The following is a 12956-nucleotide window of genomic DNA, read 5'->3' as shown; positions in this document are numbered from 1 at the left end:
GACAGAACCGAGTTAGATTAGGGGCGCATATGAACAGGAAGTTGATCGTTGTCGGGGGATTCGTCCTCGGAGTCGCCGCGCTCGCGGCACAGCCGGCGTTGCCGACCGGCGTCACCAAGGGTCCGTCGATGGGCGGCATCACCGAATACGACTACCCGAACGGCCTCCGCGTGCTGCTCTATCCCGACGCCGGCGAGCCGAAGATCACGATCAACGTGACCTATCTGGTCGGCTCGCGCCACGAGGGCTACGGCGAGACCGGCATGGCGCACCTGCTCGAGCACATGGACTTCATCGAGACGACCGGCGGCCGTAAGATCAAGAACGAGATCACCGCCCACACTTCGGCCTGGAACGGCACGACGAGCGACGATCGGACGAACTACTACGAGACGATCCCCTCGACCGACGACAACCTGCAGTGGGCGCTCGGCCTCGAAGCCGACCGCATGGTCAACGTCAAGTTCACCAAGGAAATCCTCGACACCGAGATGACGGTGGTGCGCAACGAGTTCGAGCGCGGCGAGAACAACCCGGCCTCCATCCTGCGCGAGCGCGTCGCCTCGACCGCCTACCTCTGGCACAACTACGGCAAGTCGACGATCGGATCGAAGGACGATCTCGAACGCGTGCCGGTCAATCGGCTGGCCGAGTTCTACCGGAAGTTCTATCAGCCCGACAACGCGGTGCTGACGATCACCGGGCGCATCGACGAAACGAAGACGCTGCAGATGGTCGCCGTCACGCTCGGCGCACTCCCGCGGCCGACCCGGGTGCTCGACCAGACCTACACCGTCGAGCCGCCGCAGGACGGCGAACGCTTCGTCGCGCTGCGCCGCGTCGGGCAGGGGCAGAACGTCATCGTCGCCTATCACGCCGTGTCGGCCTCGCATCCCGACGCGGCGGCGCTGCAGGTGCTGGCCGGCATCATGAGCGGCGGGGGCGGTCGCGGCGGTCGCGGCGGCGGAGGCGGAGGGGGGCAGGAAGGACGCCTCGCCAAGGCGCTGGTCGACGCCAACCTCGCCGAGTCGGCGTCGATGGGTTTCCAGCTGGAGTACGACCCGGGTCTGGTGATGGTGTCGGCGAACCTCAATCAGGATCAGTCCCTCGACAAAGCGCGCGACGCCCTCTTCAAGACGATCGACGACGTGATCGCGAATCCACCGTCAGCGCAGGAGGTGGACCGCGTCGTCAGCCAGATGCTGCGCGGGCTCGAGAACAACCTGTCGAACCCGCAGGCGATCGCCACCGGTGCGCTCAACACCGCGATCGCGCAGGGGGACTGGCGGCTGATGTTCCTGCAGCACGACCGGCTCGACTCGGTGACGCCGGGCGAGATCGTCCGTGTCGCCAAGGCCTACTTCAAGCCGTCGAATCGCACGGTCGGCTACTACATTCCCGACGCCGCGCCGGATCGCAGCGTGATCAGCGCGGCGCCCGATCTGAAAGAGATACTGAAGAACTACACCAGCACGGTCAAGGTCGCGCGCGCCGAGTCGTTCGATCCGACCATCCCGAACATCGAGCAGCGCATCGTCCGCTCGACGCTGGCGAACGGCATGAAGGTCGCCGTCCTTCCGAAGAAGACCGCGAACAACATCGTCATCGGGCGCGTCGACCTTCGTTTTGGCGATGCGACGTCACTCCGGGGCCAGCGCGAGCCGGCGTCGATGGCCGGCGCGTTGCTGATGGACGGGACGACCAACCACACCCGCGAGCAACTGCAAGAGGCCTTGAGCAAACTGAACGCGCAGGTGACGGTCGGCGGCGGCGCCGGCGCCGGGCGCGGCGGTCGCGGCGGCGGCGCAGGCGGCGGCGCACTCGGGACGGTCAGCGCCACCATCACCGCGCCGGCCGAGAACTTCGAGACGGCGCTCCACCTTGCGGCCGAGATCCTCCGGACGCCGGCCTATCCTCAGGACGCCTTCGATCGCCTGAAGACGCAGCGGCTGAAGGCGCTCGAACTGACGCCGACCGAGCCGAATCAACTCGCGAGCGATCTGCTGAACCGCCATCTCAGTCCTTTTGCGGCGAGCGATGCGCAGTACGTGCCGACGCGGGAGGAGCAGATTCCGGACCTCCGCACGGTGACGCTGGAGGATGCGCGGCGCTTCCATGATCGCTTTTACGGCGCGAGCGACGGCGTGCTGGCCATCGTCGGGCCGGTGGACCCGGCGGCGATCAAGAAAGACTCGGAAGCGCTGTTCGGCGTATGGAAGAGCCGTGAGCCGTATCGCGCGCTCGCCCCTCCGTTCAAAGCGGTGGCGCCGATCAACGAGAAGATCGAGACGCCCGACAAGGCCAACGCCGAGTTCCTCGCCGGCGAGCGCTTCGAGATGTCACAGAACGATCCCGACTACCCGGCGATGGTGCTGGCGAGCTACCTGTTCGGGGAACCGATCACGTCACGCATCTCGGATCGCATCCGGAACCGCGAGGGCTTGAGCTACGGCGCCAACGCGCGCATCACGGTGCCGGCCGAGGGGGACTCGGCGATGCTGTCCGGAACGGTGAGTCTCAACCCGGGCGCCGGGCCGAAGGTCGAGGCGAGCTTCGTCGACGAGCTGAAAAGCGTGTCCGAGAAGGGATTCACCGCGGCGGAAGTGGACGGCGCGAAGAAGGCGTGGCTCGACTCGCGCCTGGTTGGCCGCGCGACGGATGCCGCGCTGGTCGCGCTGATGGTATCGCACGAACAGATCGACCGTCCGCTGCAGTGGGACGCGGATCTCGAGAAGAAGATTGCCGCGCTCACCGCCGATCAGGTGAACGCGGCATTCCGCAGACACATCGATCCCGCCGCGCTGTCAATCGTCAAGGCTGGCGACTTCAAGGCGGCCGGCGTCTACAAATAGCGACGGTGCCATAACACGCCGATGACGGGTCCCTTCATCGCACTCGGCACCGTCGCGGTCGTCGTCGCGCTGGCCGCGCTCGGCATGCGCGCGCTGCTGCGGGCGGCGAACTCGCATCGCGCCCGCCAGCTGGCCGAACCCGGGGCGATGCTCGGACTGATGCCGATCGATGCGCTGCCCCCAGATTTGCCGCCGTTCGAGCTGCTCAACACCGGCACGAGCCGCGACGCCGCGCCGATCCTGGGCGGCAGCATCGCCGGGGTCGAGGTGATTGTCTTCGACTACATGTTCAACGACCCGCGGGTCATCGGGTTCACCGGGGTGCATTACCACAACCACGTCGCGACGGCGACGATCGCCTGCGCGAAGGGCTCCCAGCTTGGGCTGCCGCCGTTTGCGATCGAGCCCGACAAGAGCGCTGCGGCCAGGGAAGCGGAAGCGACGGTCGCGCAGCAGGCCGGCGACGCGATGGGAAGAGCCGCGCACGCGCTGATGTCGCTCGCCGAGGGGATGGCCAGTATTCAGCCAGGATGGCGCTTCAGCGATCGGCCCGATGTCCGTTACCTCGTCCGCAACGGCGACCAGGCTGCCGTTCGCGACGCGTTCACGACGCCGGTGCTCGACTTCTTCCGTGGTCACCAGGGTTGGATCGTCGAAGGGGACGGGGACTGGGTGCTGGTGACGTTCTCGTCGCAGCTGCGGCTGCCCGGTTTCGACCCAAGCCAGCAGAGGCTCGACACCGGCCAGCTGAAGCCCGACCAGTTGGGCGCGCTGGTTCGCGCCGCCGTCGACACGATTGCGGCGTTCCGCGCGAGCCGGACCTGAAGGTCTGGGGCCCAGTCGCGGTTCAGAGACTCTCGCGTCAGCGGCGCTTCGCGGCGGTGAGTTCCCGCTCGATGGCATAGCCCGCGTCGACGGCAGCCTGGGTTTCGACGACATCCGTCCCCGAGCGCCAGCCGAGTCGATCGAACAGCTCGTCGACCTCCGCCCGCGAGCGCGCCGTCGACAGCTCGAGCAGTTCGAGCGCGTGACGCAGTTCGTGCCCGACGACGGCGACCCCGTGGTCGTCAACCCTTGCCGAAAAGAAGATCCTGAGCACGCGATAGCGGCCGGCCGTCGAGACGTTGTGCGACAAGCCTCCGAGCAGCCGCGTCGCAGGACCGACCATCGGCGGTTGCGTCACGAAGACGAGACCGTCCGTGCGTTCGACGCGTTCGAGCAGGTCCTTGAGGATCGGCGACCGGGCGGCTCCGTCCGCGACCGCCGCGGCGAGCCGGCAGTCGAGAATGCGAACGTGGTCAGGGAGCGCCGTCTCGCACGCGGTCGCGTGTGACGTTGCCGCTATGCCCAGCAGGCCCGCGGCCAGAAGTGTCCGCATCTTTCCCTCCTGGCCGCCACGTGCGCGGACCGGGGGAAAAACCGCTCATTTCGTTTAAGCTACGCAGCCACCGGACAGTTTTTCGATGCCTGAAGGCCTTTCGAAGGCAGACGTGACGGGCATGCTCCAGCGATGGCGCGAGAATGGCGGTCAGCCCGACCCCCGTCTTGTCGCGGCCGTCGAACGGGAGCTCAGACGTATTGCGGGCGCGTACATGCGCCGCGAACGGCCGGACCACACGCTGCAGCCGACCGCATTGGTCAACGAGGCCTATCTGCGGCTGGTCGATAGCGACGTCGCGTGGGAAGGGCGCGGTCATTTCTTCAGCATCGCCGCCCATCTGATGCGACAGGTCCTGGTCGACCACGCCCGCAAGCACCGGACGGCGAAACGAGGCGCAGGACGCCGTGCCGATCGGTCCGTCTCGAATATCGCCGCTCCCTCGACCGGCGATGTCGACGTCCTCGCGCTGCATTTCGCGCTCGAAGAACTGGCGACGCTCGACGCACGCCAGGCCCAGATCGTCGAGTTGCGCTATTTCGGCGGCCTCACCGAGCAGGAAGTTGCCGACGCCATGCACCTGTCGCCCGCGACGATTCGCCGCGAAGTCGCCAGTGCACGATTCTTCCTCCGACGACAGCTGAAGCAGGACTGATGGACGCTAAGACGTGGCAGCAAGCGAAGCAGTGGCTGATCGAGGCGGCGGCGCTGCCCGATTCGGCGCGTGCGGCGTTTCTGACGGCGCGCTGTCCCGACGAAGCGGTGCGGCGCGAGCTGATGGAAATGCTCGCGTCCGACGGCCCGTTGACCGGGATCGTGTCCCTGTCGACCCTGGCGCGGGGCTCGCGGCTGGGACCGTACGAGATCGACACGGTCATCGGCGCGGGCGGGATGGGCGAGGTCTACCGCGCGCGCGACGGACGCCTCGGCCGCGACGTGGCGATCAAGGTGCTGCCGGTGTTGTTTGCCAGCGACCGCGATCGGCTGGCGCGGTTCGAGCGCGAGGCGAAGCTGCTGGGGTCGCTGAATCATCCGCACATCTGCACCCTGTTCGACGTGGGCCGCGAGGCCGGCACCGACTTCATCGTTATGGAGTACGTCGACGGCGAGCTCTTGAGCGACCGCCTGCGCAAGGGACCGCTGCCGGTCGACAAGGCTCTCGCCTGCGCGATCGAGATCGCCGACGCACTCGACAAGGCGCACGCGCTCGGCATCGTCCATCGCGATTTGAAGCCCGGCAACGTCATGCTGACGAAGTCGGGGGCGAAGCTGCTCGATTTCGGGCTGGCGCGCAGCACGCGCACGCCGTCGCATAACGTGACGAAGACCGGCATGCTGCTCGGCACACTGCGCTACATGTCGCCGGAGCAATTGCAGGGCGCGGAGGCGGACGCGCGCAGCGACGTGTGGGCGTTCGGCTGCGTGCTGTACCAGATGCTGACGGCGCGCCTGCCGTTCGATGGGGAATCGGACGCGACCATCGGCGCCGCGATTCTCGGGGCGCAGCCGCCGCCGCTCGCCGCGAGCGTGCGAGGCTTGCCGCCACCGCTGCAGAGGATCGTCGACCGGTGTCTGGCGAAAGAGCCCGACGATCGCTGGCAGTCGGTAGTGGACCTGCGTCACGAGCTCGAGTGGGTCGCCTCCGGTCGCCTCACGGCTGGCGCGCCGGCGGAAGGGCAGGCCGCTGCGCCGTTGCGCGATCGCGTGGCGTGGGCCGTCGCCGCACTGGCGGCCGCCCTCGCGATCGCGGCAGGGTCGTTCGTCGTCTGGAACGCGCGCCGCGCCCCTGCGCCGGCCTTGATGCGGAAGTTGATTGCCATCCCCGATGGGATCGATCGGGCAAGCTCCTTCGCGTTGTCGCGGGACGGGCTACAGCTGGCCTTTGTCGGCCATCCGCGTGACAGGAGCGCGCCGCCGCTCATCTGGGTTCGTTCGCTCGTCGGTGACGCCGACGCGCGATCGCTTCCCGGGACCGCGGGAAGCCGTTTTCTGTTCTGGTCGCCGGAGGGCCGCAGGTTGGGGTTCTTTGCCGACGGGAAGCTGAAAAGTATCGATGTGGCGAGCGGCGTGATCCATGAGCTCTGTCCTGCACCGAACCCCCGCGGAGGGACGTGGGGAGGGCACACGATCCTGTTTGTGCCCGAACAACACAGCGGCATCCACCGAGTTGCTGATGACGGCGGTCAGGCGTCGCCGGTGACGACGCCGCAGCAGCTGGACGACTTACACCGGTTTCCGAGCTTTCTCGCCGACGGCGCGCACTTCCTCTTTACAAGGGTCAAGGACGGTGTCGTGAGCATCGAGATCGGATCGCTCGCCGATCGCGGGATCATCGAACTGCAGCGCAACAGCTCGTGGAACCTGGGGCGCGGTGTGACGCAAGCATATGTCTTCGGCGGCATGCTGGTGTTTGCGCTCAACGGGTCCGTGGTGGCACAGGCGCTGGACGAAAAACACTGGCGCCTGTCGGCCGATCAGGTGCTCGTGGCCAAGGACGTAGACATCGACGATGCATCCAGTCAGGCGTTTGCCGTCTCGGACAGCACGGTCGTCTACCGATCATCACTGGGTCGCTCTCCGTCCCAGCTCACCTGGCTCTCGAGGAACGGTGGCGTAGGGCCGGCGATCTGGGACGCGGCGGTGTTCCAATCGGTGCAACTGTCGCCCGATGACAGCCAAGCCGTTGTGGCGCGCTCCGACGGATCGAAACTTCTCCTTTGGGCGATCGATCTCGCTCGAGCTGCGCCGCAACAGCTGACAGTGGGTTCCGGAGCCCCGGTTCTGTGGTCACCCAATGGCGATCGCGTGCTGTTCAGAAAGCCGGGCGAGGTCTTTCACGACAGTATCTACTCGATTCGCGTGGATGGAAGTGGCAGCGAGCAGCTCGTGGCGAATCAGCCTGACAAAGACATGAAGTGGCCGCTCGGCTGGTCAGAGACCGGTTCGCTGCTGTATGGCGCGCCGGGCCGGTTCTCAGCCGATTTGTGGGAGTTATCCTCCGGCAACGCGCGCATCATAAACTCGGCAGAGAATGCGAACATCGATTTCGGTGATGCCGCCGTCACACGGAAGGGCGATCTGATCGCGAGTGTGGTCGGAAGGAGCGCGTTGTACGTGCAGCCGATCCGCAGCAGCCGCCGAACCCTTGTTTCAGGCGGCAGCGTCGCCTACCCTCGGTGGCGCGCGGACGGCCACGAACTCTACTTTATTGCCGCCGGACACCTGATGGCCGCCGACGTTTCGGGGGGGGATCCGGTGAAGGTCAGTATGCCGCATCCGCTCTTCGAATTCCGCGGATCCATGTATTCCCCGACAAGAGACGGCCAGCGCTTTCTCGCCCTGGTTCCGCAGGCCTCGGGCCAGCCAGCGCCGGTAGGCATCGTCCTCAACTGGACCAGCCTGCACGCCAAGTAAACTGGTAGCCATCGCGCCCGTCATCACCGTCTCCGGCGTCCGCAAGACCTACGGCCAGCTCGTCGCCGTCGACGACGTGTCGTTCGACGTCATCGAAGGGGAGACCTTCGGCCTGATCGGCCCCAACGGTGCCGGCAAGACGACGACGATGGAGTGTGTGGAAGGCCTGAGGACCTTCGACCGGGGCACGGTCCGCGTCCTCGGTCTCGATCCGTTCAAGGACGTCTACCGCCTCCAGCAGCGCATCGGCGTGCAGCTGCAGCAGGCGCAGCTGCAGAAGCGCATCAAGGTGCGCGAAGCTGTGCACTTGTGGTGCGCGCTCTACCGTAAACCGGCCGCCGATGGCGATCGGCTGCTCGAGCAGCTGGGCCTCTCCGAAAAGCGCGACGCGTGGTTCACGACGCTGTCTGGCGGACAGAAACAGCGTCTCTTCATCGCGCTGGCGCTCGTCAACGATCCCGAGCTGGTCTTCCTCGACGAGCTGACCACCGGGCTGGATCCGCAGGCGCGCCGCGCCATCTGGGACCTGATCCGCGGCATCCGCGCGCGCGGCAAGACGGTGTTCCTGACGACCCACCTGATGGAAGAGGCGGAGCGGCTCTGCGACCGCGTCGCGATCATCGAGCACGGACGGACCATCGACATCGACACGCCGGCAGCGCTGATCGCGCGGCACTGTCCGGAGCGGACGGTGGTGTTGACGACGATCAATCCGGACGCGGAATCGCGCTTCCGCGCCATTCCGCATGTGTCCGACGTGCAGCGGCAGGACACCCGCTTCACGATCCAGGGGCGCGGCGACGGCTTCATCGGCGACGTCATTCAGTGCGTGTCGGAGAGCGCGATCACCGTGACCGACTTCCGGACGGTGCATCCGTCGCTGGAGGACGTGTTTCTCCGTCTCACCGGCCACGCGATTCGGGATTGAGCATGCGCGGTCTACTGCGTCTGACCTGGCTGGAGATCAAGATCTTCCTGCGCGAGCCGCTCGGGGCGATCGGCACGCTCGGCGTGCCCGTCCTCGTCTACCTGTTTCTCGGCCGGCTGTTCAGCCGCGGCCGGCCTGTGCCGGAGAGCCTGCCGTTCATGGCCTACGGCATCGCCACCCTGGGCGGCGTCATGATCGCGATCAACGCCGTTCTCTCGCTGGTGACGATCGTCGCCATCTACCGCGAGTCGGGCATCCTCAAGCGGCTGCGCGCGACGCCGCTGCGGCCGTCGACCATTCTCGTCGCGCACGTCCTCACCAAGCTGCTGTTCACGGCAGTGACCTTTCTCTTGCTCGCCCTCGCCGGACGCCGATTCTTCCCGGCGAGCATGCACATTCCCCTGGTCTCGTTCACGCTGGCGCTGCTGCTCTCGACGTGGGCGATTCTGGCGCTCGGGTTCGTGATCGCCAGCGTCGTCTCGACGGCCAGATTCGCGCAACCGTTGGCGACGTTGGTGCTCTACCCGATGCTGGCGCTGTCGGGGCTCTTCTATCCGATCGCGGCGCTGCCCCCCGTCTGGCGGGCGCTCTCGCGCGTCATGCCGATCACCTATGTGGTGTCGCTCCTCGAGGGGATCATGAAGGGTGAGGGCTGGCAGGCGCACCTGACGGATGTCGCGGCGCTTGTGATCGTGTTTGCGGTGTGCATCGCGCTGTCGAGCAAGCTCTTTCGCTGGGAATAGCTGATGACTGCAACGTCCGCGTTCTTTCAGGGGAAGGCCGTCCTGATCACGGGCGCGTCATCCGGGATCGGCGAAGAGCTCGCCTGGCAGCTCGGTCAAGCGGGCGCCCAGGTGACGCTGGCGGCGCGCCGCGCCGGCGCGCTCGAGGCCGTCGCGAAGCGGATGACCGACGCGGGGCAACCGCATCCGCTCGTCGTGCCATGCGACGTGACCCGCGATGGTGACGTCGAAAGCGCGGTCGCCGAATCGGTCCGCCGCTGGGGACGCCTGGACGTGGTCATCGCGAATGCCGGGTTCGGCATCGTCGGAGCATTCCGGGACCTCTCGCTGAGCGACTACCGCCGCCAGCTCGAGACCAACGTGTTCGGCGTGCTGCGAACGATCCAGGCGGCGCTGCCCGAAATCGACAAGACCTGCGGCAACGTGGTGATCGTCGGCAGCGTCGCCGGCTGGTCGGCCACGCCGAACTCGTCGCCATACGCGCTGAGCAAGTTCGCCGTGCGCGCGCTCGCCGACGCGATCACGCCTGAGCTCCGTCGCGACGGCGTCACGGTGACCCTGATCAGTCCGGGATTCGTCGCCAGCAACATTCGCCGCGTCGACAACCAGGGAACCCTGCACGCCGCGGCCGCGGATCCGATTCCGGCGTGGCTGGTGATGCCGGTCGACAAAGCCGTGCGTCAGATGCTGCGAGCGGTGGCACGCGGACAGTCCGAGGCCATCATCACCGGGCACGGGAAAATTCTGGTGGCGATCGAACGTTTTACGCCATGGTTGTCACGTGCGATCAAGCGACGGCTGGCGGCGAGGGGCGGCGATCGCTCGCAAGCGAAGGACGAACCGTAACGCTTACGAAATATGACGTCGCGGCATGCGCGTCATCAGAAGAAGGCGCTCGATGCGCCGCGCGCTCCGTGCTTCAATCGATCTCACCGACTGGGTTGTCGGGATTTCATTGACTCATATTACGGAGAACACGATCGCATGAGAACGAATACTCGCACGGTGATGTTCGCCCTCGCACTGACGCTGGGCGCAGGCTATACGTCGCAGATCGTCAGCGCCAGCGCGGCGCAGAGCACCCCGGCCTCGGCCACGCGCAAAGGTGTGATCAAGAAGATCGACACCACGACGATCGTGCTGACCCCATCGGACGACAAGAAGAGGGAAGCCACGTACACCCTCGCGCCGGCGGCGACGCGGAGCGGCCAGTGCGACATCGGCGACGACGTCGTCATTACCTATCACTACGAGCAGGGCAGGGCGGTCGTGACGGCCGTCGCCGGCAAGGCGGCGTAAGAGCGGGCCGCCTCGCGGCGGCGACTACACGCCCAGTTTCTTCAGCGCCTCGGGCGGGCAGCCCTTCCACTCGGCGACCATCACATTGCCGAGGTATTTCAGGTCCTGCACGCCCATCTGGCTCGAGAAGAAGCCCGACGCGGTGAGATCGCGGAAGCTGTTGAAGAAGGCGACGCCGTGGCGGAACTCCGGCTTCGCCGTCTTCGGCCACGCGATGTCGTCGAGGACGGCGGCGCGCTGATCGGCGGCGCAGTCGACGAAGCGCTTCTCGTAGCGCAGCTCGCATTGACGATCGAGCCAGGCGAGACCGCCGCGCATCGCGGTCTGGCGGTTCGGCTGTTCGTCCAGCATGAAGTCCATGAACTCGGGGACGCCGGCGTCGGTGGCGCTGCCGGACCGGTCGTCCCTGGGAATGATCAGATCGACGAGCACGCGGACCGTCGCGTATTCGTGCGCCGTGAAGAACGTCGGGGTGAAGGGAGCCGTGCGCGCCGATTGCGCGGCGGTCGCGGCCTGCGCCGCTTCCGCGTCGGTCCACGTAAAACCGGCCGCCACCGGCGCGGCGCCGAGCAGCTGCAATACCGTCCGGCGATTGATCTTGTCCATTTACAGGGCTCCCGCCTTCCGCTGCTCGGCGATGTAGGTGCTGGTGCGCATCGACAGCGCGAGGATCGTCCACGTACAGTTCTTGTCGGCCTGCGAGACGAACGGCCCGCCGTCGGTGACGAACACGTTCTTCGCGTCGTGCGCCTGGCAGTACTTGTTGAGCACGGACGTGGACGGGGCGCTGCCCATGCGCGTGACGCCGAGCTCGTGGATGATGCGCCCGCCGGCCGCCAGACCGTAGTCGTCCTCCGGCCCCGGCATCGAGGACATCGGCGTGCCGCCCATCTGCTGGATGATGGCGCGGAAGGTTTCCTGCATGTGCTTGCCCTGCTTGCGCTCGTTGTCGCTCCAGGCGAAATGGAAGCGCAGCACCGGGATGCCCCACTTGTCGACGGTGCGCGGATCGAGGTCGAGATAGGTGTCCCGGTTCGGGATCATCTCGCCGCGTCCGGCGAAATTGACCGTCGCGCCGTAGAGGCGCCGGTAATCGTTCTTCAGCTTCGCGCCATACCCGCCGAAGTCGAGCGCGGCGCCTGACGCGTCGGTGCCGGTGTGGTTCTGGATGCCGCCGCCGAAGCCGCCACCCGGCATGCGGCGACCGCCGCTGATCTCGATGTGATAGCCGCGCGGGAAATCGAGCTTCTTGTTGTCGAGCCACCACGGCATGTAGAGGTGCATGCCGCCGACGCCGTCTTCGTTGTGCGGCGGCATGTCCATCATCGACGGGATGAAGCCGGTCACGCCGAGGCCGGTCGAGTCGGTCAGGTAACGGCCGACGTTGCCGGTCGAGTTGCCAAGCCCCTGCGGGAACCTCGCCGACCTCGAGTTGAGCAGGATGCGCGCCGACTCGCACGCGCTCGCCGCGAGCACGACGATCCGTCCGCGGACATGGTTGTCCTGGCCGGTCGCCTTGTCGATATAGGCGACGCCGTCGGCGAGCCCGTTCGCGTCGACCGTCACCTCGCGCGCCATCGCGCCAGCAACGATCTGCAGGCGCCCCGTCGCCATGGCCGGCGGCAGCAGCACCGACGGCGACGAGAAGTTCGAGTGCGTCATGCAGCCGCGGTTGCACTGGCCGCAGTAATGGCAGGCGGCGCGGCCGTTGTGCGGGCGGGTCAGGATCGACAGGCGCGCCGTTACGCACGGGATGTCAAGCTTTTCCGACGCCTGCCTGATCAGGTGCTCGTAGCAGCGCGGTTGCGGCGGCGGCAGCCAGATGCCGTCGGGTTCGTTCGGGAACCGCGGCCCGAGGTTGGCTCCGAACACGCCGACGAGCTTGTCGACCTCGTCGTAGTACGGCTTGATGTCGTCGTAGGTGATCGGCCAGTCGTCGCCGAGGCCGTCGACGCTCTTCCGGCGGAAGTCGTCGGGGCCGAATCTCAACGAGATGCGTCCCCAATGATTGGTGCGGCCGCCGAGCATGCGGGAGCGGAACCACCCGAACTCGCTGCCGGGCGCATTGGTATACGGTTCGCCGTCGAGCGTCCAGCCGCCAAGGGCGGCGTCGTACTCGCCCCCCTGCCGGGCGGGAATCGATCCGCCGCGGCGCGGCGAGTCGTAGTTCCACCGCATCATGTTGGAGTCCTTCACCGGATCCCACATCGGCCCGGCCTCGAGCATGAGCACGTTGGCGCCAGCCTCGGTGAGCACCTTGGCGGCCATGCCGCCGCCGGCGCCGGAGCCGATGATGACGACGTCGTAGAGGGTGCGGTTGCGGATGATCTGCATGGGTGGTT

11 protein-coding genes are annotated in these 12956 nt (G+C 66.8%); 8 read left to right on the top strand and 3 right to left on the bottom strand.

Annotation, left to right across the window (positions count from 1 at the left end):
* Window positions 1–29: 29 nt before the first annotated feature.
* A complete protein-coding gene (locus tag VGI12_11190; protein ID HEY2433227.1) occupies window positions 30–2852 on the top strand; it encodes a pitrilysin family protein in 2823 nt (940 codons plus the stop codon).
* A 21-nt stretch (window positions 2853–2873) separates the two neighbouring features.
* Entirely contained in the window at window positions 2874–3677 is an 804-nt protein-coding gene (locus VGI12_11185) for a hypothetical protein (protein HEY2433226.1), read from the top strand.
* 37 nt (window positions 3678–3714) lie between these two features.
* Here the strand turns inward: VGI12_11185 and VGI12_11180 are convergent, their stop codons facing one another.
* Window positions 3715–4230 carry a hypothetical protein gene (locus VGI12_11180; protein HEY2433225.1) on the bottom strand — a complete coding sequence of 172 codons (516 nt, stop codon included), beginning with the start codon at window positions 4228–4230 and terminating at the stop codon, window positions 3715–3717.
* Window positions 4231–4315: 85 nt separating this feature from the next.
* Here VGI12_11180 and VGI12_11175 point away from each other — a divergent pair, with 85 nt between their 5' ends.
* From VGI12_11175 to VGI12_11150, 6 genes are all read left to right on the top strand, one after another.
* Entirely contained in the window at window positions 4316–4885 is a 570-nt protein-coding gene (locus VGI12_11175; GenBank protein ID HEY2433224.1) for an ECF-type sigma factor, read from the top strand.
* Complete coding sequence (locus tag VGI12_11170; GenBank protein ID HEY2433223.1) at window positions 4885–7644, top strand: protein kinase; 2760 nt, start codon at window positions 4885–4887, stop codon at window positions 7642–7644. The genes VGI12_11175 and VGI12_11170 overlap by 1 nt, the downstream gene beginning before the upstream one ends.
* Before the next feature lie 76 nt (window positions 7645–7720).
* Window positions 7721–8572 (top strand): ABC transporter ATP-binding protein, encoded by an 852-nt coding sequence (locus VGI12_11165; GenBank protein ID HEY2433222.1) that lies wholly within the window; start codon window positions 7721–7723, stop codon window positions 8570–8572.
* A gap of 2 nt (window positions 8573–8574) precedes the next feature.
* A complete protein-coding gene (locus VGI12_11160) occupies window positions 8575–9315 on the top strand; it encodes an ABC transporter permease (GenBank protein HEY2433221.1) in 741 nt (246 codons plus the stop codon).
* Between the two features lie 3 nt (window positions 9316–9318).
* Window positions 9319–10161 (top strand): SDR family NAD(P)-dependent oxidoreductase, encoded by an 843-nt coding sequence (locus VGI12_11155; GenBank protein ID HEY2433220.1) that lies wholly within the window; start codon window positions 9319–9321, stop codon window positions 10159–10161.
* A 138-nt stretch (window positions 10162–10299) separates the two neighbouring features.
* Window positions 10300–10614 carry a hypothetical protein gene (locus VGI12_11150; GenBank protein ID HEY2433219.1) on the top strand — a complete coding sequence of 105 codons (315 nt, stop codon included), beginning with the start codon at window positions 10300–10302 and terminating at the stop codon, window positions 10612–10614.
* Between the two features lie 24 nt (window positions 10615–10638).
* On the opposite strand, the gene VGI12_11145 is transcribed toward VGI12_11150, so the two are convergent.
* Together VGI12_11145 and VGI12_11140 are read right to left on the bottom strand one after the other, a co-directional pair.
* Window positions 10639–11220, bottom strand: a complete 582-nt coding sequence (locus tag VGI12_11145) for a gluconate 2-dehydrogenase subunit 3 family protein (GenBank protein ID HEY2433218.1) — start codon at window positions 11218–11220, stop codon at window positions 10639–10641.
* On the bottom strand, window positions 11221–12948 hold the full coding sequence (locus tag VGI12_11140; protein HEY2433217.1) for a GMC family oxidoreductase: 1728 nt from the start codon (window positions 12946–12948) through the stop codon (window positions 11221–11223).
* Window positions 12949–12956: the final 8 nt, after the last annotated feature.

It is taken from the genome of Vicinamibacterales bacterium (genome assembly GCA_036496585.1).
Taxonomy (GTDB): domain Bacteria; phylum Acidobacteriota; class Vicinamibacteria; order Vicinamibacterales; family 2-12-FULL-66-21; genus JAICSD01.
This window is presented reverse-complemented; position numbering and strand designations above follow the sequence as displayed.

What these genes read in the sequence shown, in the direction of transcription:
- VGI12_11140 (HEY2433217.1), bottom strand. Translation starts at nt 12,948, where the DNA reads ATGCAGATCATCCGCAACCGCACCCTCTACGACGTCGTCATCATCGGC.
- VGI12_11150 (HEY2433219.1), top strand. Translation starts at nt 10,300, where the DNA reads ATGAGAACGAATACTCGCACGGTGATGTTCGCCCTCGCACTGACGCTG.
- VGI12_11185 (HEY2433226.1), top strand. Translation starts at nt 2,874, where the DNA reads ATGACGGGTCCCTTCATCGCACTCGGCACCGTCGCGGTCGTCGTCGCG.
- VGI12_11155 (HEY2433220.1), top strand. Translation starts at nt 9,319, where the DNA reads ATGACTGCAACGTCCGCGTTCTTTCAGGGGAAGGCCGTCCTGATCACG.
- VGI12_11180 (HEY2433225.1), bottom strand. Translation starts at nt 4,230, where the DNA reads ATGCGGACACTTCTGGCCGCGGGCCTGCTGGGCATAGCGGCAACGTCA.
- VGI12_11145 (HEY2433218.1), bottom strand. Translation starts at nt 11,220, where the DNA reads ATGGACAAGATCAATCGCCGGACGGTATTGCAGCTGCTCGGCGCCGCG.
- VGI12_11190 (HEY2433227.1), top strand. Translation starts at nt 30, where the DNA reads ATGAACAGGAAGTTGATCGTTGTCGGGGGATTCGTCCTCGGAGTCGCC.
- VGI12_11160 (HEY2433221.1), top strand. Translation starts at nt 8,575, where the DNA reads ATGCGCGGTCTACTGCGTCTGACCTGGCTGGAGATCAAGATCTTCCTG.
- VGI12_11175 (HEY2433224.1), top strand. Translation starts at nt 4,316, where the DNA reads ATGCCTGAAGGCCTTTCGAAGGCAGACGTGACGGGCATGCTCCAGCGA.
- VGI12_11170 (HEY2433223.1), top strand. Translation starts at nt 4,885, where the DNA reads ATGGACGCTAAGACGTGGCAGCAAGCGAAGCAGTGGCTGATCGAGGCG.